The sequence below is a fragment of the Leisingera daeponensis DSM 23529 genome, assembly GCF_000473145.1.
Taxonomy (GTDB): Bacteria; Pseudomonadota; Alphaproteobacteria; order Rhodobacterales; family Rhodobacteraceae; genus Leisingera; species Leisingera daeponensis.
Window position 1 is genome coordinate 2,292,820 of record NZ_KI421500.1, and the last position, 21,407, is coordinate 2,314,226.

General features: G+C 65.1%; 19 protein-coding genes. 12 read left to right on the forward strand and 7 right to left on the reverse strand.

The features are described 5' to 3' along the window. Positions 1–6 precede the first annotated feature (6 nt). Both DAEP_RS0111630 and DAEP_RS23955 read right to left on the reverse strand, forming a co-directional pair. Entirely contained in the window at positions 7–936 is a 930-nt protein-coding gene (locus DAEP_RS0111630) for a carbohydrate kinase family protein (protein ID WP_027244778.1), read from the reverse strand. Then, positions 933–1,103: a hypothetical protein gene (locus DAEP_RS23955; protein ID WP_154665054.1), complete on the reverse strand. Its 171-nt coding sequence runs from the start codon at positions 1,101–1,103 to the stop codon at positions 933–935. The genes DAEP_RS0111630 and DAEP_RS23955 overlap by 4 nt, the downstream gene beginning before the upstream one ends. A 205-nt stretch (positions 1,104–1,308) precedes the next feature. Between DAEP_RS23955 and DAEP_RS0111640 the strand changes: the two genes are divergently transcribed. Next, complete coding sequence (locus DAEP_RS0111640) at positions 1,309–1,974, forward strand: DsbA family oxidoreductase (RefSeq protein ID WP_027244780.1); 666 nt, start codon at positions 1,309–1,311, stop codon at positions 1,972–1,974. 146 nt (positions 1,975–2,120) lie between these two features. Here the strand turns inward: DAEP_RS0111640 and DAEP_RS0111645 are convergent, their stop codons facing one another. Together DAEP_RS0111645 and DAEP_RS0111650 are read right to left on the reverse strand one after the other, a co-directional pair. Beyond that, the gene (locus tag DAEP_RS0111645) at positions 2,121–3,449 is read right to left on the reverse strand and encodes an aspartate aminotransferase family protein (RefSeq protein ID WP_027244781.1); all 1,329 of its coding nucleotides are present in this window, start codon (positions 3,447–3,449) and stop codon (positions 2,121–2,123) included. A 2-nt stretch (positions 3,450–3,451) separates the two neighbouring features. Continuing rightward, complete coding sequence (locus DAEP_RS0111650) at positions 3,452–4,210, reverse strand: beta-keto acid cleavage family enzyme (RefSeq protein WP_027244782.1); 759 nt, start codon at positions 4,208–4,210, stop codon at positions 3,452–3,454. A gap of 306 nt (positions 4,211–4,516) precedes the next feature. Between DAEP_RS0111650 and DAEP_RS0111655 the strand changes: the two genes are divergently transcribed. Beyond that, entirely contained in the window at positions 4,517–5,914 is a 1,398-nt protein-coding gene (locus tag DAEP_RS0111655) for an aminotransferase family protein (protein WP_008555668.1), read from the forward strand. 283 nt (positions 5,915–6,197) lie between these two features. On the opposite strand, the gene DAEP_RS0111660 is transcribed toward DAEP_RS0111655, so the two are convergent. Both DAEP_RS0111660 and DAEP_RS0111665 read right to left on the reverse strand, forming a co-directional pair. After that, on the reverse strand, positions 6,198–7,229 hold the full coding sequence (locus tag DAEP_RS0111660) for a permease (protein WP_027244783.1): 1,032 nt from the start codon (positions 7,227–7,229) through the stop codon (positions 6,198–6,200). After that, a complete protein-coding gene (locus tag DAEP_RS0111665; protein WP_008553801.1) occupies positions 7,222–7,533 on the reverse strand; it encodes an ArsR/SmtB family transcription factor in 312 nt (103 codons plus the stop codon). The genes DAEP_RS0111660 and DAEP_RS0111665 overlap by 8 nt, the downstream gene beginning before the upstream one ends. Positions 7,534–7,734: 201 nt before the next feature. Here DAEP_RS0111665 and pdxR point away from each other — a divergent pair, with 201 nt between their 5' ends. The 10 genes from pdxR (at position 7,735) to DAEP_RS0111720 (ending at position 20,393) form a co-directional block, all read left to right on the forward strand. Continuing rightward, entirely contained in the window at positions 7,735–9,195 is a 1,461-nt protein-coding gene (pdxR, locus tag DAEP_RS0111670) for a MocR-like pyridoxine biosynthesis transcription factor PdxR (RefSeq protein ID WP_008556769.1), read from the forward strand. A gap of 323 nt (positions 9,196–9,518) precedes the next feature. Then, positions 9,519–11,294, forward strand: a complete 1,776-nt coding sequence (gene xsc / locus DAEP_RS0111680) for a sulfoacetaldehyde acetyltransferase (RefSeq protein ID WP_008556753.1) — start codon at positions 9,519–9,521, stop codon at positions 11,292–11,294. A gap of 5 nt (positions 11,295–11,299) precedes the next feature. Continuing rightward, a complete protein-coding gene (locus tag DAEP_RS0111685) occupies positions 11,300–12,046 on the forward strand; it encodes a sulfite exporter TauE/SafE family protein (protein ID WP_027244785.1) in 747 nt (248 codons plus the stop codon). A 14-nt stretch (positions 12,047–12,060) separates the two neighbouring features. Then, positions 12,061–13,149 carry an acetate/propionate family kinase gene (locus DAEP_RS0111690; RefSeq protein ID WP_027244786.1) on the forward strand — a complete coding sequence of 363 codons (1,089 nt, stop codon included), beginning with the start codon at positions 12,061–12,063 and terminating at the stop codon, positions 13,147–13,149. A 132-nt stretch (positions 13,150–13,281) separates the two neighbouring features. Continuing rightward, positions 13,282–14,313: a YeiH family protein gene (locus DAEP_RS0111695; protein WP_027244787.1), complete on the forward strand. Its 1,032-nt coding sequence runs from the start codon at positions 13,282–13,284 to the stop codon at positions 14,311–14,313. 26 nt (positions 14,314–14,339) lie between these two features. Next, positions 14,340–17,162, forward strand: a complete 2,823-nt coding sequence (locus DAEP_RS0111700; protein WP_027244788.1) for a molybdopterin oxidoreductase family protein — start codon at positions 14,340–14,342, stop codon at positions 17,160–17,162. Between the two features lie 79 nt (positions 17,163–17,241). Further along, on the forward strand, positions 17,242–18,018 hold the full coding sequence (locus DAEP_RS0111705) for a 4Fe-4S dicluster domain-containing protein (RefSeq protein ID WP_027244789.1): 777 nt from the start codon (positions 17,242–17,244) through the stop codon (positions 18,016–18,018). Continuing rightward, the gene (locus DAEP_RS0111710; protein ID WP_027244790.1) at positions 18,018–18,905 is read left to right on the forward strand and encodes a dimethyl sulfoxide reductase anchor subunit family protein; all 888 of its coding nucleotides are present in this window, start codon (positions 18,018–18,020) and stop codon (positions 18,903–18,905) included. Before DAEP_RS0111705 ends, DAEP_RS0111710 begins: the two co-directional genes overlap by 1 nt. Positions 18,906–19,023: 118 nt before the next feature. Next, positions 19,024–19,485 carry a carboxymuconolactone decarboxylase family protein gene (locus DAEP_RS0111715; protein WP_027244791.1) on the forward strand — a complete coding sequence of 154 codons (462 nt, stop codon included), beginning with the start codon at positions 19,024–19,026 and terminating at the stop codon, positions 19,483–19,485. Further along, positions 19,482–20,393: a sigma-70 family RNA polymerase sigma factor gene (locus DAEP_RS0111720; RefSeq protein ID WP_027244792.1), complete on the forward strand. Its 912-nt coding sequence runs from the start codon at positions 19,482–19,484 to the stop codon at positions 20,391–20,393. Before DAEP_RS0111715 ends, DAEP_RS0111720 begins: the two co-directional genes overlap by 4 nt. A gap of 111 nt (positions 20,394–20,504) precedes the next feature. Here the strand turns inward: DAEP_RS0111720 and dapA are convergent, their stop codons facing one another. Next, on the reverse strand, positions 20,505–21,377 hold the full coding sequence (gene dapA / locus DAEP_RS0111725) for a 4-hydroxy-tetrahydrodipicolinate synthase (RefSeq protein ID WP_008556460.1): 873 nt from the start codon (positions 21,375–21,377) through the stop codon (positions 20,505–20,507). Positions 21,378–21,407 lie beyond the last annotated feature (30 nt).

Consider the following 21,407-nt stretch of genomic DNA (forward strand, 5'->3'; position numbering starts at 1 on the left):
GCAAAATCAGTCTGGCACTTCCGCGCGCCACGGCGGGTTTGCGCCGGCGCGCGAAACCGACACCGCCGCCGCCCTCACGGCAAAGTGCAGGCAGGCCTTCAGGTCCGGTTCGGCAATTTCCCCGGATGCCGCCGCCTTCAGCACCCCCCGCTCCTGCGCCATCGCGAGAAAGCCCGCGTTGAAGGTGTCACCCGCCCCGACCGTGTCAGCAACAGTGACAGGCACCGCCGCGGCGGTCACAACCTGACCGTCCGGCAGATAGGCCTCGGCCCCTTCCCGGCCGCGGGTCAGCAGTATCAGTTTCGGCCCGGCAGCAAACAGGCCGCGCAGTTTGGTGGGCGTATCCCCGCGGGGACACAGCCAGGAAAGGTCCTCCTCGGAGACCTTCACGATATCCGCAAGCGCCACCATTTTCCCCAGCCGCGCGCGGTAGGCGGCCTCATCGCGTGAAAACCCGGCCCGCACGTTCGGATCCAGCATCACAGGCCGGCGGCCAGCCTCGCGCTGCGCCAGCGCCAGATAGGCGTCTGCCGCGGGCGGGTTGCACAGGCTGATACCGCCGAGCAGCAGCGCAGCCACGCTGTCCGGCAAGTCCGGCAGCGCCTGCGGGGTGAGCGACGAGCCGGCGGAACCGGTGTCAAAGAAACTGTAACTGGCGTCCCCGCCCGTCAGGTGGACAAAGGCCAGGGTGCAAGGCCTGGGGCTGACGACCGCCAGCGAGGTATCCACACCAGCCTCCGCCAGCGCTTGCGTCAGCTGCTGCCCGAACACGTCTGAGGACAGCCCGGTTAACAGCCCTGCCTGCACGCCAAGGCGGCCAAGCGCCAGCGCGGTATTGAATGACGCGCCGCCGCCATGCGGGACAAATGCCGCCTGCCCCGCAGCGGTTTCGCCTGGGATCATGTCGATCAGCGCTTCGCCGCAGCAGAGGATCATTGCGCGCCTGCGCCGCTGCCGAAGCCAAGCGCGGTCAGGCCGTCGCGCCTGATCCAAAGGACGATGCCCGGCTCCTGCGACACGCGGTCCAGCCGCTCCAGCGGGATCGGCTGTGACAGCAGGCTGGCCCGGGGGGAAGGGGAAAACAGCGGGTCGATGCGGGACATTGCGGTCTCTTTCTTGCAGGTCAAGCTGCGGAAGCGGCTCCGTCCGAAGGCAGGCGGCCACCGGGAATTGTGACCGCATCCTGTCCGGACCGCATCACGTTGGCGCAGATTGCGCACCCGGGCAAGGCCCCGGGGGCAGCGGTTGCTTTCCAGCGCCTGCGCCCCCATGTCCTTGCGAAGCACTGGAAATCCAAGGATACGCGCCATGACAGAGACCGCCCACAGCCCCGCCCTGCGGGTCGATATCATTTCCGACGTGGTCTGCCCCTGGTGCGCGGTCGGCTACCACCAGCTAGCCTTTGCCGCCCGCCGCGCCGGGGTGGCATTGGACATCCACTGGCAGCCGTTTGAGCTGAACCCGGATATGGCCCCCGAAGGCGAGGACCTGCGCGAGCATCTGGCGGCGAAATACGGCAGCACCGCAGAGCAGTCGGCCCAGGTGCGGGCGCAGCTGACGGAACTGGGCGAGGCCCTGGGCTTCACCTTCCGCTTCTTTGACGGGATGCGGATCTACAACACCTTTCAGGCGCATCAGCTGATCGAATGGGCCGAAGAGAAAGGCCAGGGCCACGAGATGAAACAGGCGCTGCTGCAGGCCTATTTCACCGATGGCAGGAATGTCGCCGACCCGGAGGTGCTTGTGGAGACCGCCGCAAGCCTCGGCTTGGACGGCGCCGCGGCTCGTGCTGCCCTGGACAGCGGCACACACGCGGGAAACGTGCGCCAGCGCGAGGCTTTCTGGATGCAGCAAGGCATCCGCGGCGTGCCTGCCATGGTGTTCAATGGCCGCCACCTGGTGACCGGTGCGCAAGGGGTTGAGAACTACGCCAGCATTCTGGAGCAACTGGGACAGGCAGCAAAGGCGTTTTGACGGCCCGGAATTTCGGGAAAACGCTTAGGCGCAGATCAATACGCTGAGCGTTCGCCCGGGCGGGTGCTGAACGCGCCCGCTGTGGGACGGGCGGACGCGTGCCTGCCGCTGGCGCGGCAGGCGAAAGGACACTGAACCAGTCTGGTTCACCCCTGCGGAAGGCACTGGGCGATCGCGGTTTCCAGCTTGTCCACCACCTCGGTGATCTGCTCCTCCGTGATGATGAAGGGCGGCGCCAGCAGGATGTGGTCGCCGTTCCGGCCGTCGCGGGTGCCCGCCATCGGGTAGCAGATCAGCCCGGCCCGGAAGGCTGCCGTCTTGATCCGTCCGGCCAGTCCCAGCGCAGGATCAAACGGCTGCTTGGTGGCGCGGTCGGCCACCAGCTCCACCCCGCGGAACAGGCCGCGGCCGCGGATGTCGCCCACGTTGGGATGCTGGCCGAAACGCTCCTCCAGCGCCGCCTGCAGCTTCTCTCCCATTTCCGCGCAGCGCTGCACCAGGCCGCGCTCCAGCATCGCCTTGACCACGGCAAGACCCGCAGCGGTAGCGACAGGGTGGCCGATATAGGTGTGGCCGTGCTGGAAGAAACCGGACCCATGCTCGATCGCCTCATAGATCTGGCGGGTGCAAAGCATTGCCCCGATCGGCTGGTAGCCTGCCCCCAGACCCTTGGCGATACACAGGATATCGGGCGCCACACCATCCGCCTCGCAGGCGAACAGATGCCCGGTGCGGCCCATGCCGCACATCACCTCGTCCAGGATCAGCAGCACGCCGTACTGGTCGCAGATCTCGCGGATGCGCTTGAAATAGCCGTCAACCGCCGGCACTGCGCCAGAAGTGGCGCCGACCACCGGCTCCGCCATGAAGGCCATCACGGTGTCGGGACCAAGACGCAGGATTTCGGCCTCCAGTTCATTCGCCACCCGCTGGCCGTAGTCATAGCTGCTCTCACCCTCACTCCGGCCAATGTATTCGTAGCAGGGCGAGATATGGGAGATGCCGATCAGCAGCGGTGCAAACTGGGTGCGGCGCCATTCGTTGCCGCCTGCCGCCAGCGCGCCAAGGGTGTTGCCGTGGTAGCTCTGCTTGCGCGCGATGATATGGCGGCGCTGCGGCTCGCCACGCTCCAAGTGGTACTGGCGGGCCAGTTTGATGGCAGCCTCGGTCGCCTCCGACCCGCCGGAGACGAAATAGACCCGGTCGATGTCCCCCGGCGCGTTGGCGACCAGCAGGTCCGCCAGTTCCTCAGCCGGTTCAGAGGTGAGGAAGCCGGTATGGGCAAAGGCCAGTTTGCCGACCTGCTCCTGCACCGCCTGGATCACACCGGCGTCGGAATGTCCGAGGCAGGAGACCGCGGCGCCGCCGGAGCCATCGAAATAGCGCTTGCCCTCCGCGTCGATCAGATAGCAGCCGTCACCGGCGACAGCGGTGGGCAGGCTGGCCTTCGTATGGCGGGGAAAGACATGACTCATGATCAGCGCTCCTTGAGGGTATGGCCCTGGGCCTTTGCGGCCTGAACGAAGGCGGCGACCGAGGCCGCATTGTCTGCCAGCAGCCCGCCCTGCGGTGTTTCGATGTTATTCTCAAATCCGATTCGCGCATCCCCTCCGGCGGCAACCGCCGCCAGCAGGCAGGCATGTTCATGGCGGCCAAAGGCGCAGGCAGCCCAGGTGAGGCGCAGATCCGCCGCAGCGTCCAGAAAGACTGCAAGCCCCTCGGGCCGGGCCAGAACCGGCGGAGTGTATTTGCCCAAGACAAAGATCGCATGGCGCATGGCAGCCGGGACAACACCCTCCTGATACCAGGCGCGCAGCCGGGCGATGCAGTCCGGACGATAGAGGATATGCTGAACCCGCGTTCCCGCCTCCGCACATAAGGCGTAGGCGCGCGCGGCCAGTTCCGGATCCCGCGCCATTTCCCGCACCGAGACAGAGGCCGCTGCCGGGCGCAGCGCCTCCAGACAGGCGGACTGGGCGGCCACGTCATAGATGCCCGCGCTTTCCGTGGTGATTTGCACCGCCATTTCCGGCGCGCTTTCCCGCACCGCATCAAGGGCTTCGCGGTAGCGCCCAGCATCCAGCGAGTGCCGCCCGTCATCATCGCGCACATGCAGATGCAGCGCATGGGCACCTGCAGCGAAACAGGCCGCCGCGGTTTCCGCCGTCTGCTGCGGCGTCACCGGCAACTGCGGGTGATCCCCGCGCCCCCGCCGGGCCCCGTTGGGCGCCACCATCAAACTGTATTCCACCGCTCTCCTCCGTTGCCGCCTGACCCGGTACGACTCGTATCCGGGATGTCCGCAGCTTGGCCCGGCGGCACATCCGGTCTCAAGAAGGCAGACTCAGAACATTTGTTTTATCCGCCCGCGTCTGCGGCCCGCCGCCGCCTTGCTCCGGGATGCGGCCTCTGGACCTAAGCAAGCAAATGCTCTGGCCCTAACGAATTCCGCAAAACTGACGTTTCTGGTACACAATACGCCTGAAAGCCCGTGTAGGGTGCCGGGCAGCCCGATTCACTTCCAACGCCGAAAGGACATGTCATGGACGGCACGTTCAACGAAAACGATCTCTCCCGCGTGGTGGAGGCCGACAAGGCCCACATGTGGCACCACCTGTTCCAGCACAAGGCGCTGGAAAGCGCGGATCCGCGCATCATTGTCGAAGGCAAGGGCATGCGTGTCTGGGATCAGAACGGCAAGGAATTCCTGGATGCGGTCTCCGGCGGAGTCTGGACCGTCAACGTCGGCTATGGCCGCGAAAGCGTCTGCAAGGCGGTTTACGACCAGCTTATGAAGGTCTGCTATTTCGCCAACTCGGCCGGCTCCATCCCTGGCGCGCTGTTTGCAGAAAAGCTGATCTCCAAGATGCCGGGCATGACCCGCGTCTACTACACCAACTCGGGGTCGGAGGCCAACGAGAAGGCCTTCAAGATGGTCCGGCAGATCGCCCACAAGAAATACGGCGGCAAGAAGACCAAAATTCTGTACCGCGACCGCGACTATCACGGCTCCACCCTGGCGGCGATGTCGGCGGGCGGCCAGGACGAGCGCAACGCGCAGTATGGCCCCTTTGCGCCGGACTTCGTCCGCGTGCCGCATTGCATGGAATACCGCAAGCATGAGCTGGGCCTGGAGCACCTGTCCGGCCGCGAATTCGGTATCGCCGCCGCAGACGCCATCGAAGAGGTAGTCCTGCGCGAAGGCCCGGAGACCGTTGGCGCCCTGTGCCTGGAGCCGGTGACCGCAGGCGGCGGTGTCATCGAGGCGCCCGAAGGCTATTGGGAGCGCGTGCAGGAGATCTGCCAGAAGTACGACATCCTTCTGCACATCGACGAAGTGGTCTGCGGTGTCGGCCGCACCGGCAAATGGTTCGGCTACCAGCAGTACGGCATCAAGCCGGACTTTGTGACCATGGCCAAGGGCGTCGCCTCCGGCTATGCGGCAATTGCCTGCATGGTGACCACCGAGGAAGTCTTTGAGATGTTCAAGGACGACGCGGGCGATCCGATGAACTACTTCCGCGACATCTCCACCTTCGGCGGCTGCACCGCGGGCCCCGCAGCGGCGCTGGAAAACATGCGCATCATCGAGGACGAGAACCTCCTCGACAACTGCGTTGCCATGGGTGAGCGGATGCTGAACAACCTGCGCGCGCTTCAGGAAAAGCACGCCGTGATCGGCGACGTGCGCGGCAAGGGCCTGTTCCTGGGTGCCGAGCTGGTTCAGGACCGCGACACCAAAGAGCCGGTGGACGAGAAGCTGGCCCAGCAGGTTGTCGCGGAATGCGGCGCGCAGGGGGTGATCATCGGCGTGACCAACCGCTCGCTGCCGGGGCGCAACAACACCCTGTGCTTCAGCCCGGCGCTGATCGCCACCGCAGACGATATCGACGCAATCTGCGACGCGGTCGACAAGGCCCTGACCAAAGTCTTCGGCTGACACTCTCCCTGTTGGACGAACAACCTGCGCCCCGGTTTCTGCCGGGGCGCTTTTTTTGAAGCCCGCCAGTCAGGGAGGCCGAAGGTCCCGCCGCCCGGCGGATTGTCCGTGACGCGGTTGCTCAGAACGCGATCAGACATGCCCTTGCGCAGACAGTTCTGCCTCTGAAAGCCCTCTCGGCAAAATCAGCGCCGCGCGTCAGCGCGGCGCCGGGCCCAACGGAAGCGGAGCAATCTCCGATTGCTTTGCGACGGGCGGGAGAACCCTGCCCGCCGCAGCTGTCTCAGATCAGCTGGAACAGAATGCCCGACAGGATCGCGCCGCTCACCCCAAGTCCCAGGTAAGCGGCAAATACCTGCGGTCTGACCAGCGACCAGACCGCCGCCATCGCAGGAACCGAGCTGACCGCCCCTGCCACCATGAAGGCCATGGCCGCGCCCGCGCTCATCCCCTGCTCCATCAGCCCCGCCAGCAGCGGCGGTGCGACATAGGAATTGAGGTAGGCAGGCATCCCGACCAGTGCCGCGGTGGCAATCGGCAGCACGCCTTCACCGCCCACCAGCCCGGCGATCACCTCCGCCGGCACATAGTGGACGAGGAGCGACTCCAGCACGTAGGCCAGCGCCAGCCATTTCAGCAGGAACAGACCATTGGACACGAACTCTTCGCGGAACTTCACCCGGCGCTCTGCCTCGGTCCAGAACCGCCAGTTCGGCTTGGTGTCCAGCTTGGGTCCGCCGCAGCCGCAGCAGCCTTTGCTTTGCTGCTTGCGCAGCGGATTGGTGAAAACGCCCTGCCTCCGCAGCAGCTTGATGGCAAAACCGCCGAACAGCCCCAGCGCCACCGCGGCCACCGCCTTGCCGATCGCAAAGGGCCAGCCCAGCGCGCCCGCGGTGATCAGCAGCGTCGGCGGGTCGATCAGCGGCGAGGACAGCCAGAAGGCCATCACCGCCGACAGCGGTGCCCCCAGTGCCAGCAGGCCGGCTATGAACGGGATCACCTCGCAAGAGCAGAACGGCGCCAGCCCGCCGAACAGCGCCGCCAGCAGGATCATCCGCGTCTCCCGCCCCTCAAAAGCGCGCGCCACCATCGCCTCGGCCCCCGTCGCCTTGAGGTAGGCGAGCAGCACGACCGCGAACAGGATATAGCGCGCGGTGCTGCCCAGCGCGGCCAGGGTGAATTCCACGACAGACCGGAAGTTGCCAGGATCAAGGGTGGCTGCGCCAGCCAGCAGTGCAAAGCTCAGCGCCCAAGGCGTCTTCAGCCAGTTGCCCAGTGTTTTTGCCTTGCCGGGGTGTTGTGTCAGCTCAGCCATCGTTTGCTGCCCTTGCGCCTGCATCCGCGCAGCACTCGCTGAGGATGAAACCGGCCAATGCCTCCAGCCGGGTGAATTCGGCGCGGCTGACCGTCGACCGCCCCACGCGCTCCTGCGCCACCACACCGGCGCCGGTGAGGAATTTCAGATGATGCGCCAGGGTTGAGGGCGCAATGCCGGTGCGCTGCTGGATGTCCCCGACCGTCAGCCCGGCCTCGCCCGCCCGGATCAGGCAGCGCAGCACCTGCAGCCGCGCCTCCGATCCCATCGCGGCAAAGCCCTGTGCGGCTTCTTCCCATTGCATGATGTTGCTCCATTTGATTCGATAAAACTAGTTTTATAGTTTTAATTGCGTTTTGCAAGACCGGTGCGGGACCGCAGGAACCACCATTTGATGACCGCCGCTCGCTGGCGGGCCGTCGGACCCAGTCCAGGGCGCGGAATTCGCCAAACCGGCCCTAAGTCCAGATTGCACCGCGTTTAAGTCCACCCTAAGGTGGCGCGCATGGCCATTTCCGTCGACACATTCTTCCTCAACCCGGACGCCCAGGGCACCCTGCAGGCGCAGATCCAGGAAATGATTGCCGAGGGCATCCTGTCCGGCCGGTTCCGCGTCGGGGAGAAGCTGCCGTCCTCGCGCAAGCTGGCGGCGCATCTTGGCATCAGCCGGATCACCGTGACCCTGGCCTATACCGAGCTCTTGGCCAATGACTACCTCACTTCGCGCGGGCGGTCGGGGTATTTCGTGTCGGATAACGCCCCGGTGCCGCCCTCCTATACGCCGCAGCAGAAGGCCGGCGATGCGATGGACTGGGACAAGGTGCTGGCGCGCAGTTTTACCGGCGGGGACACGCCGCGCAAGCCGCAGGACTGGCGCGACTACCGCTATCCGTTCATTTACGGTCAGGCGGATGCGGCGCTGTTCGACCACGCCAACTGGCGGCTGTGCGCGCTGAGGGCTCTGGGGCAGAAAGATTTCGCGGCGCTGGCAAACGACTATTTCGACCAGGACGACCCGCTCTTGATCGAATACATTGCCCGCCACACACTGCCCCGGCGCGGCATCACTGCGCGGCCACAGGAGATCCTGATCACGCTCGGTGCGCAGAACGCGCTGTGGATCACCTGCCAGCTGCTGTTGAACCGCAAGCGCCGGGCGACGGTGGAGGACCCGGCCTATTACACCCTGCGCGATCAGGTGGTGCAGACCCGCTGCCAGATGGATTGCATCCCGGTGGACGCAGGCGGGCTGCCGCCGGAACAAATTCCGGAAGGCACCGATGTAATCTTCTGCACCCCCAGCCACCAGAGCCCGACCACTTTCACCATGCCGATGGAACGCCGCAAGCAACTGTTGCGGCGGGCCAGCGATATCGACGCGGTGATCGTCGAGGACGACTACGAGTTTGAGATGTCGTTCCTCGGGGCTCCCTCGCCGTCACTGAAATCGCTCGATACCGAAGGGCGGGTAATCTATGCGGGCAGCTTCTCCAAGTCGCTGTTTCCCGGGCTGCGTCTGGGCTATCTGGTTGGATCGGAACCGTTTATCCGCCAGGCAAGGGCCTTGCGCGCCAGCGTGCTGCGGCATCCGCCGGGCCACGTGCAGCGCACGGTGGCCTATTTCCTGTCGCTGGGGCATTATGATGCGCAGATCCGCCGCACCGCCAAGGTCCTGCACGACCGCCGCGCGGTGATCGAGGAGGCCATTCGCAAACACGGCCTTCAGATCGCAGGCGTGGGCGGCTATGGCGGCTCTGCCTTGTGGATGCGCGCGCCGGAAGGGGTGGACACTTTGGCGGTGGCAGAGCGGCTCAAGGAGAAAAGCGTTATCATCGAACCCGGTGCGCCCTTTTTCGCCGCCGGAAACCGCAAGCAGAACTACTACCGGCTGGGCTATTCGTCGATTCCCGCCACCCGGATCGAACCCGGTCTCGCACTGCTTGCGAGCGCGCTGAAGCAAGGCTGAGCCCCCGCAAACATCCGGGCGGCTCCCTCGCCCGTTCGGACCGGATGAACCGGCGCAGGCTGGCGGCCTGGGGCGGCGCTTTAGGAAACAAGGGCGGATTGAAGCAACTGGCGCCGCAGGCGCCCGCCGCCCGGCACGGGCGGCGCCGGGCCCAACGGGCGCAGCGCATCCAGCGGATGAGCAACGCCGGGCGGGAGGGCCTCTCTGGCCTTACCAGCCGGAAAAACTGGCCCTAACCCGGTCCTGCGCCGCCCCCTAAACCGGAGTCAATTCCCGGCCTCCGCGCCCGGAGGAATTCTGCGTCTCACTCAGGAGAACCCGCCATGAAAATGACCACCGAAGAAGCCTTCGTCAAAACGCTGCAGATGCATGGCATCCAGCACGCGTTTGGCATCATCGGCTCCGCCATGATGCCGATTTCCGACATCTTCCCCGCCGCAGGCATCACCTTCTGGGACTGCGCCCACGAAGGCTCCGGCGGCATGATGGCTGACGGCTACACCCGCGCCACCGGCAAGATGTCGATGATGATCGCCCAGAACGGCCCCGGCATCACCAACTTCGTGACCGCCGTGAAAACCGCCTACTGGAACCACACCCCGCTGCTGCTGGTCACCCCGCAGGCGGCCAACAAGACCATCGGCCAGGGCGGCTTCCAGGAGATGGAGCAGATGCGCATGTTCGCCGACTGCGTCTGCTACCAGGAGGAAGTGCGCGACCCGACCCGTGTGGCCGAGGTGCTGAACCGGGTGATCATGAACGCCAAGCGCGCCTCTGCCCCGGCCCAGCTGAACATCCCGCGTGACATGTGGACCCAGGTCATTGACATCGAATTGCCCGCCATTGTCGAGTTCGAGCGCCCCTCCGGCGGCGAAACCGCCGTGGCCGAAGCGGCCAAGCTGCTGTCAGAGGCCAAGAACCCGGTGATCCTGAATGGCGCAGGCGTTGTCCTGTCCAAGGGCGGGATCGAGGCCTCCAAGGATCTGGCCGAGCGCCTGGATGCCCCGGTCTGCGTCGGCTACCAGCACAATGACGCCTTCCCGGGTTCGCACCCGCTGTTTGCAGGCCCGCTGGGCTATAACGGCTCCAAGGCCGGTATGGAGCTGATCAAGGACGCTGACGTGGTGCTGTGCCTCGGCACCCGCCTGAACCCGTTCTCCACCCTGCCGGGCTATGGCATGGAGTACTGGCCGGCCAATGCCAAGATCATCCAGGTCGACATCAACCCGGACCGCATCGGCCTGACCAAGAAAGTCTCTGTCGGCATTATCGGCGACGCCGCCAAAGTGGCACGGGGCATCCTGGCGCAGCTCAGCGGCACCGCTGGCGACGAGGGCCGCGCTGAGCGCAAGAACCGTATCGCGGAAACAAAATCCCGCTGGGCCCAGCAGCTGACCGAGATGACCCACGAGGACGACGATCCGGGCACCACCTGGAACGAGCGCGCCCGGGCCGACAAGCCGGACTGGATGAGCCCCCGCATGGCGTGGCGCGCCATTCAGGCCGCGCTGCCGAAAGAGGCGATCATCTCCTCCGACATCGGCAACAACTGCGCCATCGGCAACGCCTACCCGTCGTTCGAGGCCGGCCGCAAGTATCTGGCCCCCGGCCTGTTCGGCCCCTGCGGCTATGGCCTGCCGGCGGTTGTCGGCGCCAAGATCGGCAACCCGGACACTCCGGTTGTGGGCTTCTCCGGCGACGGTGCCTTTGGCATCGCGGTGAACGAGCTGACCGCGATCGGCCGCGGCGAATGGCCCGCCATCACGCAGGTGGTCTTCCGCAACTACCAGTGGGGCGCGGAAAAGCGGAACTCCACCCTGTGGTTCGATGACAACTTCGTCGGCACCGAGCTGGACCAGCAGGTGTCTTATGCCGGCATCGCAAAGGCCTGCGGCCTGAAAGGCGTGGTTGCCCGCACCATGGACGAGCTGACCTCGGCGCTGGCCCAGGCGATCGAAGACCAGAAGAACGGCACCACCACCCTGATCGAAGCGATGATCAATCAGGAGCTGGGCGAACCGTTCCGCCGTGATGCCATGAAGAAGCCGGTCCGCGTGGCAGGCATCGACAAGGCCGACATGCGCGAACAGCAGGTCTGACGCACGTGCCCCTGCCCTTTGACCTCTCTATGGGCCAGGGGGCCTACCTGGCCGCCGCGTTGTTCGCGGCGGCCTTGATCCGGGGCTTTTCCGGCTTCGGGTTCTCCGCGATCTTCATCATTCTGGCGGCGCTGACCACCAATCCGCTGCCGCTGATCCCGGTGGTGTTTTCCTGCGAAATCGCCATGACCGCCTTCCAGGCGCGCGGCATCCGCCCCCATGTCGACTGGCCCCGCGCCATTGCCCTGCTGGGCGGGGCGGCGGTCGCCACGGTTCCAGCCATCGCCATCATGGCGCGGCTGGGCGAACAGGAGGCGCGGCTGGCAATCTCCAGCCTGATCCTTGTCTTGAGCCTGGTATTGCTGAGCGGCTGGCAGCTGAAGCGGCCGGTTGGGCGCAACGGCAATGCCGGTGTCGGCGCCATCGCGGGCATCGCCAACAGCGCCGGTGTCGGCGGGCTGCCGGTGGCGGCCTTCCTGACCGCGCAGCCGGTGCCGCCCGCGGTGTTCCGCGCCACCATGATTGTGTTCCTGACCGGCATCGACCTGATGGCCCTGCCGGTGATGGCCGCGAACGGGCTGGTGGGGCCGCAAACCCTGACCGGCATCCTGCTGGCCTTCCCCATTCTGGGCCTCGGCATCTGGGCCGGGTCCCGCGGTTTCCAGGCGGTGTCCCAAAGCCTGTTCCGCCGCGCGGTGGTGCTGATGCTGACCGCGCTGTCGCTGATCAATATCGTTAAGCTTGCCGTCTGAACGAGGTGCATAAAATGTCCCGGATACTTATCGTCAACGCAGGGTCCTCCTCGATCAAGCTGGCCGTCTTTGGCGAAGGGCTGAAATCCCTGCTGACAGCAGAGGCAGCGGGCATCGGTGACAGCGGCGTGCTGCGGATCGGCAGCACCCGCCAGCCTGCCGCTCTGCCCGACCACGCAGTGGCGTTCGAACGGCTGCTGGAGGGGCTCGCCGCCCAGGGCTATCCCGCTGCCAGTTTCGACGCAGCAGGCCACCGCGTTGTCCACGGCGGTGCAAACCTGACCCGTCCGGAGCGTGTGACAGCGGCGCTGCTGGACCGGATCGACGCCTGCAGCCCGCTGGCTCCGCTGCATAACCCGCACAATGCAGCGGCCATCCGCACGCTGACGGACCTGCTGCCGGATCTGCCGCAGGTTGCCTGTTTCGACACCGCCTTTCACGCAACCAACCCTGAGGCCGCCGTGCGCTATGCCGTGCCGCAGTCCTGGCAGCGGGCCGGGATCCGCCGCTACGGGTTTCACGGGCTCAGCTACGAGGCCTTGCTGCGGCGGCTGGCGGAAACCACCGGCACTGCGCCGCCGCGCCGGCTGCTGGCGTGCCACCTTGGCAACGGCGCCAGCCTGTGCGCCATTGCCGATGGCCAGAGCGTTGCGACCACAATGGGCTATTCCCCGCTGGAGGGGCTGACGATGGGCACACGGTCCGGCAGCATTGACGCCGGCGCGGTGCTGGACCGGGCCGAGCAAACCAGCATTGCCGGCGTGCGCAGGGAGCTGCTGCAGCAGTCCGGTCTGCTTGGCCTATCCGGCCTTTCCAACGACATGCGCGCGCTGCTGGAGGACGGCGGCGAAGCTGCCAGCTTTGCGGTCGAGCATTTCTGCTATTGGTGCGCCCGCCACGCAGGCTCGATGATTGCTGCAATGGAAGGCATCGACGCCATCGCCTTTACCGGCGGCATCGGCGAAAATTCCGAAGCCATCCGCACCAGGGTCTTGCAGCGGCTGGCCTGGACGGGAGTGCCGGACAGCGCCGTCCATGTCATCCCCGCAGACGAAGAGCGGCAGATCGCCCTGCATACAGGAAAACTGCTCCACCTGGAGTAAACATTTTCCTTCCATTTGCGCCTGATTTGGAAAACTATCCCAAGTGCAGCGCGACAGACTGAACACACCCGCAGCCGTCCGGCCCCCGTCTCCAGCAGCCCATCCTCCGCCACATCCGCAAGGTTTCCTTCTATGTCCATCCTGACACCCATCTCTTCGCTGCAATCGGGTGAGTTGCAAGACAAGCTGCGCCAGCTGCTGCCGGGCGTGGCGGTTTCGGCCTTGGTCGCCGTCACCGCCCAGTTCCTTGCCGAGCATTACGCAACCCCTGCCATGCTGCTGGCGCTGCTGCTTGGAATTGCCGTCAGCTTTCTGGGCGATGAGGGCAAGACCGTGCCCGGCATTGCCTTTTCCGCCCGCTCGCTGCTGCGGCTGGGGGTGGCCTTGCTGGGGGTGCGGGTGTCGATGGTATTGATGATGGGGCTTGGCTGGGATCTTATTGCACTGGTTGTTGGCGGCGTGATCGCCACCATTGCCTTCGGCCTCGCGGTAGCGCGGTTCTTTGGACACAAGTGGCGCTTTGCGCTTCTGACCGCAGGCTCCGTGGCAATCTGCGGAGCGTCGGCGGCGATGGCCATCAGTGCCATCCTGCCCCGTGACGACCGCTCCGAGGAACGGCTGATCTTCACGGTGATGGGCGTCACCGTGCTGTCGACGGTGGCGATGATCGCCTATCCGATCCTGGTGAATGTGCTGGAGCTGAACTCGATCCAGGCCGGCGTGTTCCTGGGCGGCACCATCCACGACGTGGCGCAGGTGGTCGGCGCGGGCTTCTCAATCTCCGAGCAGACCGGCGACACCGCAACTTTGGTCAAGCTGATGCGGGTGGCGATGCTGGCTCCGATTGTGCTGGCGGCCTCGCTGATGATCCGCTCCTTTGCCGAGCTGCCCGGCGACGGCAAGCGGCCGCCAATCCTGCCGGGCTTTGTGATTGCCTTTCTGGTGCTGGCCGGGATCAACTCCTTTGGCCTGATCCCGCCGGCCCTTTCCGAATTCCTCAGCCAGGCTTCGCGCTGGCTGCTGCTCACCGCGATTGCTGCGGTGGGAATGAAAACAAATCTGAAACAGGTCCTGGCCGTAGGAGGCGCGGCCATTGCCCTGATCATCGTCGAAACTTTGTTCATTGCCGGGCTGATCCTGGCGGGGATTGAGCTGTTGACCTGACCAGGGAAGACCAGAAGGGAGGCCAGATGACATTCCAGCAACCCCGGGTGGACACGTCCCCCCCTGTATCCGACGAGGTGCGGAAAACCACCTGCTACATGTGCGCCTGCCGCTGCGGCATCAACGTGCATATGAAGGACGGTAAGGTCGCCTATATCGAGGGCAACCGCGATCACCCGGTGAACAAGGGTGTCCTGTGCGCCAAGGGTTCGGCTGGTATCATGCAGGTGAACGCCCCGTCGCGGCTGCGCGCCCCGCTCAAGCGGGTGGGGCCGCGCGGGTCGGGAGAGTTCCGGGAAATTTCCTGGGACGAGGCGATCAGCACCGCCGTCGGCTGGCTGAACGAGCTGCACGAAACCGCGCCGCAGAAGCTGGCCTTCTTCACTGGGCGCGACCAGAGCCAAAGCTTTACCAGCTTCTGGGCGCAGAACTTCGGCACACCGAATTACGCCGCGCACGGCGGCTTCTGCTCGGTCAACATGGCGACCGCCGGCATCTACACCATGGGCGGCGCGTTCTGGGAATTCGGCCAGCCCGACTGGGAGCACACCAAGCTGTTCCTGCTGTTCGGTGTGGCCGAGGACCATGACTCCAATCCGATCAAGATGGGCATCGGCAAGATCAAGAAACGCGGCGCGCGGGTGATCGGTGTAAACCCGATCCGCTCCGGCTATAACGCGGTGGCGGATGATTGGGTCGGCATCACACCCGGCACCGACGGTCTTTTCATCCTGTCGCTGGTCCACGTGCTGATGAAGGCGGGGAAGATCGACCTCGACTACCTCAGCCGCTACACGAACGCGCCGGTGCTGATCAACGCCGCCGAAGGCCCGGACAACGGCCTCTTCCTGCGCGATGATCACGGCAAGATGCTGGTGATCGACCGCAACACCGGCAACCTCACCCCCTTTGACCAGCCCGGCGTGCGCCCGGACCTGACAGCAGTCTACGAAAAGGACGGCGTCACCCACCGCCCGGTCTTTCACCTGATGGCGGAACGCTATCTGTCCCCGGACTACGCGCCCGAGGCGATTGCGGACAAATGCGGCATCCCGGCCAAGCGCATCCGCGCCATCGCCGGAGAGCTGGCCCGCGTCGCCTTTGACGAGGCGTTTGAGCTGGATGTGGAATGGACCGACTTCCGCGGCGAAACCCACAGAAAGATGACCGGCCGCCCGGTGTCGATGCACGCGATGCGCGGGGTGTCGGCACATGCCAACGGCTTCCAGACCTGCCGCGCCCTGCATGTGCTGCAGATCCTTCTGGGCACCGTCGAGGTGCCCGGCGGCTTCCGCTTCAAGCCGCCCTACCCCAAACCCGTCGAGGCACACCCCACCCCGCATGGCGACCGCCGTCCCGGCCGTCCGCTGGATGGACCGCACCTCGGCTTCCCGCGCGGCCCCGACGATCTGCTGCTGGATGAAAACGGCAACCCCCAGCGCATCGACAAGGCGTTCACCTGGGAAAACCCGATGTCGGCGCACGGGCTGATGCACATGGTGATCTCCAACGCCCATGCGGGCGATCCCTACAAGATCGACACCTTGTTCATGTACATGGCCAACATGTCGTGGAACTCTTCAATGAACACCAAGGGCGTCATGGAGATGCTCAGCGCCCGCAACGACGACGGCGGCTACATGATCCCGCACATCATCTACTCCGATGCCTATTCGTCGGAGATGGTGGCCTATGCCGATCTGATCCTGCCCGATACCACCTATCTGGAGCGGCACGATTGCATTTCGCTGCTGGACCGCCCGATCTGCGAGGCAGACGCGGCGGCCGATGCGATCCGCTGGCCGGTGATCGAACCGGACCGCGATGTGCGCGGGTTCCAATCGGTGCTGATCGAACTGGCCAACCGGATGAGCCTGCCGGGCTTCACCAACGCCGATGGCAGCCCCAAGTGGAAGGATTACGCCGACTATATCATCAACCACGAGCGCAAGCCCGGCATCGGCCCGCTGGCAGGCTTCCGCGGCAAGGATGGCGACAAGGAAGGCCGCGGTGAGGTGAACCCGGACCAGCTGAACCGCTATATCGAAAACGGCGGCTTCTATGTGGCGCATATCCCGGAAGGCGCGGACTACTACAAACCCTGGAACGCGGCCTATCAGGACTGGGCGGTGGGCATCGGGCTTTATGACAGCCCGCAGCCCTATCTGTTCCAGCTCTATGTGGAGCCGATGCGCAAGTTCCAGCTGGCCGCCGAAGGGCACGGCAACCGGCAGCCGCCGGATCACCTGCGCCAGCGGCTGAAGGCGGTGATGGACCCGCTGCCGATCTGGTATGAGACGGATCAGCAGGGCAACGAGGGCTTCACCGTCAATGCGCTGACCCAGCGGCCGATGGCGATGTATCACTCCTGGGGCACCCAGAACGCCTGGCTGCGCCAGCTGCACGGCCGCAATCCGCTTTACGTTCCCACCAAACTGATGCGCGAGCACGGGCTGCAGGACGGCGACTGGGCCAAGGTCACCTCACCGCACGGGCAGATCACCGTGCCGGTGATGGAGATGGCGGCACTTAACAGCAATACCGTCTGGACCTGGAACGCCATCGGCAAGCGCAAAGGGGCCTGGGCGCTGGAAGACGACGCGCCCGAGGCCACGAAGGGCTTCCTGCTCAACCACCTGATCCACGAATTGCTGCCGCCCAAGGGCGACGGCCTGCGGTGGGCGAACTCCGATCCGATCACCGGCCAAGCGGCCTGGTTCGACCTCAAGGTCAAAATCGAAAAGGCCGCCGCCCCGGACGGTCTGCAGGAAAGCCAGCCAGCCTTCCCGGCGCAGGAGTCGCCAGTGGGCACCGGCCCCAAGGAACTGAAATGGAAGGTCGGCAAATGACGGGAGCAATTTTCTTCGAAGAAAATTGCCAAGAATATTCTAATTTTCTTGGCTCCTCACTCTGCACTGGGAGTACGCAATGACTGAGCTTCCCGCCAAGACAAACCGCAAGATGGGCTTGGTCATCGACCTGGACACCTGCGTCGGCTGCCATGCCTGCGTGATTTCCTGCAAGGGGTGGAACACCGAAAACTACGGTGCGCCGCTGTCGGATCAAGAGCCCTACGGCGGTGATCCCTCCGGGACCTTTCTAAATCGGGTGCATTCCTACGAGGTCCAGCCCCAACAAGGGCACGCGCAGTTGATCCACTTCCCCAAATCCTGCCTGCACTGCGAGGACGCGCCTTGCGTCACTGTCTGTCCGACCGGTGCCAGCTACAAGCGCGTGGAGGACGGCATCGTTCTGGTGAACGAGGACCACTGCATCGGCTGCGGCCTTTGCGCCTGGTCCTGCCCCTATGGCGCGCGCGAACTGGACTTGGCCGAGGGCGTGATGAAGAAATGCACCCTTTGCGTGGACCGGATCTATAACGAGAACCTGCCGGAGATTGACCGCACCCCCTCCTGCGTGCGGACCTGCCCCGCAGGCGCGCGCCACTTCGGCGATCTGGGCGATCCCGACAGCGATGTCTCAAAACTGGTGGCGGAGCGCGGCGGCATGGACCTGATGCCGGAAATGGGCACCAAGCCGGTGAACAAATACCTGCCGCCCCGGCCCAAGGACCGGATCGAGGAACAGATCGACATCCTCGCCCCGCTGCTGGCGCCGGTCGCCGAAGAGCCGCAAGGCTTCCTCGCATGGCTAGACAAGGCACTCGACAAACTTCCGGGCCAGTCTTCAGGGGGAACGAACTGATGCATCCGGCACCATCCGTCATCCTGTTCACCACACTCTCCGGCCTGGGCTTTGGCCTGCTGGTCTTCCTGGGCCTCGGCCTGCCCGCTGTGACCGGCACCGTGGCCTTTGTCTTCTACGCCATTGCCTATGCGCTGGCCGTGGGCGGGCTGCTGGCCTCGACCTTCCACCTGGGGCGCCCGGAGCGGGCCTGGCGGGCCCTCACGCAATGGAAAACCAGCTGGCTGTCGCGGGAGGGCGTTTGCGCCGTTGCTGCCCTGATCGTCATGGGGATTTATGCGATTGGGGCCGTGTTCGCGGACAGCCATTGGACGCTTTTGGGCTGGACCGGCGCGGGCCTGAGCCTCGCAACCGTTTTCACCACCTCCATGATCTACACCCAGCTCAAGGCCATTCCGCGCTGGCACATGGGCTTGACGCCCGCGGTGTTCCTGTCCTTCAGCCTGGCCGGCGGTGCACTGCTGGCCGGTGCGGAAGATCTGGCCCCCTGGCTGCTGGCCATCGCAGGCGCAGTGCAACTGGCCTATTGGGCCAAAGGGGACCGGGCGCTGGAAACCTCCGGCACCAACCTGGGCACTGCGACCGGACTGGGGGACCGCGGGTCCGTGCGGGCCTTTGAGCCGCCGCACACAGGTTCCAACTACCTTTTGCGGGAGTTTGTGCATGTGGTCGGCCGCAAGCACGCGCAGAAGCTGCGGATCATTGCCTTTGCCCTCGGCTTTGCGCTGCCGCTGCTGCTGATCCTGACACCGGTACAGGGCTTTGTGATTAAGCATCTGTTTGCTGCCCTCGCGGTGCTGTCGCATCTCGCAGGCGTCGCGGTCTCGCGCTGGCTGTTCTTTGCCCAGGCCGAACATGTGGTCGGCCTCTATTACGGTAAACGCTGACGCCAGCCGGGGCGCCCGAACAGGCCGCCCCGGTTTTTTTCAGCATTTTCCTGACGGCATGTCACAAACCGCCCGGCTGCCTCGTCCTGTTCCTGAAGCCATCTGAAAGGAACAGAAAATGACCCAACGCCTTGACCACTTCACTGCCGCGCCTGACCTGTTTCAGCCGATGCTGGAGCAGGAAAAGCTGTTCAAGGACAGCCCTCTGGAGCACAGCCTGGTGGAACTGGTGAAACTGCGCGCCTCGCAAATCAACGGCTGCGCCTTCTGCATCCACATGCACAGCCGCGACCTGCGTGCCCATGGCGAAAGCGAGGACCGGATGCAGCTGCTGAATGCCTGGCGCGAATCCTCACTTTATTCGGACCGCGAGCGGGCCGCCCTGGCCTGGACCGAAGCGCTGACCCGGGTGGAGGCCAGCGGCGCACCGGATGCGGCATACGAGGAGGTTGCGCAGCTGTTTTCCCCGCGCGAGCAGGTGCTGCTGACGCTGCTGATCAGTGCCATCAACGCCTGGAACCGGATTGCAATCGGTTTCCGCACCCCGCATCCTGCCGCGCAGGAGGCGAATGCCGCGTGACAGCTCAGCAGGAAAAGGACGGAACCGATGCGTTCCTGACCGCGCGGCCGCGATTGTTTGCGGCCGCCTACCGGATGCTGGGCACGGTCAGCGACGCCGAGGATATCCTGCAGGACGCCTATCTCCGCTGGCAGGCGGCACCGCAGGCACAGGTGCAAGACGCGACCGGGTATCTGATGCGGATCACCACAAGGCTGTGCCTGGACCAGCTGAAATCGGCCCGCGCCAGGCGGGAAACCTATCCCGGCGAATGGCTGCCCGAACCCTTGCTGACGGAAGACCCGGCTGAGCATCTGGACCATGACGTCTCCGTTGCGCTGCTGCTGGCGCTGGAGACCCTGTCGCCGCTGGAGCGCGCAGCCTTTTTGCTGCACGACATCTTCGACAGCTCGTATGACGATATCTCCGCCGCGCTGAACCGGTCTGCCGCAGCCTGCCGCCAGCTGGCCGCACGCGCCCGGCGCAAGGTGCAGCAGCTGCGCCCGCAGGCCCCTGCAGATCCCGATCAGGGGCGGGATCTGGCCGAGGCGTTTTTCCGCGCGTCCAGAACGGGTGACACCGCGGCTCTGACGCAGATGCTGGCGCAGGATGTGCAGCTGATCTCCGACGGCGGCGGCAAGGCAATCGCCACGCTGAACCCGATTTACGGGCTGGAGCGCGTGCTGCGGCTGTGCGAGGGGCTGGCCCGCAAGGCCGGGCGCGGACTGCCGGAGCACTGGCGGCTGTGCCGGCTGAACGGCCTGCCCGCCATTCTGAGCCGTGAACCGGACGGCATCCTTCAGGCCATCGCGCTGGAAGTCCGGAACGGGCGGATTGCCCGTATTTACGTGACCCGCAATCCGGACAAGATGCGGCATCTGGCGGAGCCGCTGATGCAGACAGAAGGGGCCGGCCCCTCTTGCCCCTGACGGGGCGATTCACCCCGGGATATTTTCAGCCAACAGAACAGGGGATTCTGGAATGAAAACGGGCGGCGCTCCGCGAGGAGGCCGCCCGGCATTTCCTGACTGAATCCGGGGTCAGAGCAGGCCCGCGTGGGCCATGGCAGCATCAATGGCCGCCTTGGTGCTGTCTTCCAGCGTGGTCAGCGGCGAGCGCACTTCTTCGCTGCACATACCCAGCTTGCTGAGACCGTATTTTGCGCCTGCCAGGCCCGGCTCGATGAAGATCGCTTCATGCAGCGGCATCAGCTTGTCCTGATACTCCAGCGCCTTGGCAAAATCGCCCGCCAGGGTCGCCGCCTGGAACTCGGCGCAGAGCTTAGGTGCCACATTGGCGGTCACCGAGATGCAGCCGACGCCGCCGTGGGCGTTAAAGCCCAGCGCAGTGGCATCTTCGCCGGACAGCTGGATGAAGTCCGCGCCGCAGGACGCGCGCTGCTGGCTGACGCGGGCCAGATCGCCGGTGGCGTCCTTCACACCCACGATGCGCGGCAGCTTGGCCAGCTCGCCCATGGTCGCAGGGGTCATGTCGACAACCGAGCGGCCGGGGATGTTGTAGATGATGATCGGGATGCCGGCGCAGTCATGCGCTGCTGTGAAATGCTGCACCATGCCGCGCTGGGTCGGCTTGTTGTAATAGGGAGTCACAACCAGGGCGGCATCGGCGCCGACCTTCTCGGCAAACTCCACGAACCGAATCATCTCGACGGTGTTGTTGGAACCAGCCCCTGCAATCACCGGCACCCGGCCCGCCGCGGCCTTGACCACCTCGGCAATGACGGTTTCATGCTCTTCGTGGGTCAGGGTCGGGCTTTCGCCGGTGGTGCCGACCGGCACCAGGGCGTTGGAGCCTTCGGCAATCTGCCATTCCACCAAGCGTTTGAGCGCATCCAGATCCAGCTCGCCGTTTGAAAACGGGGTGACGAGTGCTGGCATAGAGCCTTTGAACATGGGCACGCTCCCTTTTGCTGCAGGTGCAGG

Coding starts and splice junctions, on each gene's coding strand:
- DAEP_RS0111630 (WP_027244778.1), bottom strand. CDS start 936: ATGATCCTCTGCTGCGGCGAAGCGCTGATCGACATGATCCCAGGCGAA.
- DAEP_RS23955 (WP_154665054.1), bottom strand. CDS start 1,103: ATGTCCCGCATCGACCCGCTGTTTTCCCCTTCCCCCCGGGCCAGCCTG.
- DAEP_RS0111640 (WP_027244780.1), top strand. CDS start 1,309: ATGACAGAGACCGCCCACAGCCCCGCCCTGCGGGTCGATATCATTTCC.
- DAEP_RS0111645 (WP_027244781.1), bottom strand. CDS start 3,449: ATGAGTCATGTCTTTCCCCGCCATACGAAGGCCAGCCTGCCCACCGCT.
- DAEP_RS0111650 (WP_027244782.1), bottom strand. CDS start 4,210: ATGGTGGCGCCCAACGGGGCCCGGCGGGGGCGCGGGGATCACCCGCAG.
- DAEP_RS0111655 (WP_008555668.1), top strand. CDS start 4,517: ATGGACGGCACGTTCAACGAAAACGATCTCTCCCGCGTGGTGGAGGCC.
- DAEP_RS0111660 (WP_027244783.1), bottom strand. CDS start 7,229: ATGGCTGAGCTGACACAACACCCCGGCAAGGCAAAAACACTGGGCAAC.
- DAEP_RS0111665 (WP_008553801.1), bottom strand. CDS start 7,533: ATGCAATGGGAAGAAGCCGCACAGGGCTTTGCCGCGATGGGATCGGAG.
- pdxR (WP_008556769.1), top strand. CDS start 7,735: ATGGCCATTTCCGTCGACACATTCTTCCTCAACCCGGACGCCCAGGGC.
- xsc (WP_008556753.1), top strand. CDS start 9,519: ATGAAAATGACCACCGAAGAAGCCTTCGTCAAAACGCTGCAGATGCAT.
- DAEP_RS0111690 (WP_027244786.1), top strand. CDS start 12,061: ATGTCCCGGATACTTATCGTCAACGCAGGGTCCTCCTCGATCAAGCTG.
- DAEP_RS0111695 (WP_027244787.1), top strand. CDS start 13,282: ATGTCCATCCTGACACCCATCTCTTCGCTGCAATCGGGTGAGTTGCAA.
- DAEP_RS0111700 (WP_027244788.1), top strand. CDS start 14,340: ATGACATTCCAGCAACCCCGGGTGGACACGTCCCCCCCTGTATCCGAC.
- DAEP_RS0111705 (WP_027244789.1), top strand. CDS start 17,242: ATGACTGAGCTTCCCGCCAAGACAAACCGCAAGATGGGCTTGGTCATC.
- DAEP_RS0111710 (WP_027244790.1), top strand. CDS start 18,018: ATGCATCCGGCACCATCCGTCATCCTGTTCACCACACTCTCCGGCCTG.
- DAEP_RS0111715 (WP_027244791.1), top strand. CDS start 19,024: ATGACCCAACGCCTTGACCACTTCACTGCCGCGCCTGACCTGTTTCAG.
- dapA (WP_008556460.1), bottom strand. CDS start 21,377: ATGTTCAAAGGCTCTATGCCAGCACTCGTCACCCCGTTTTCAAACGGC.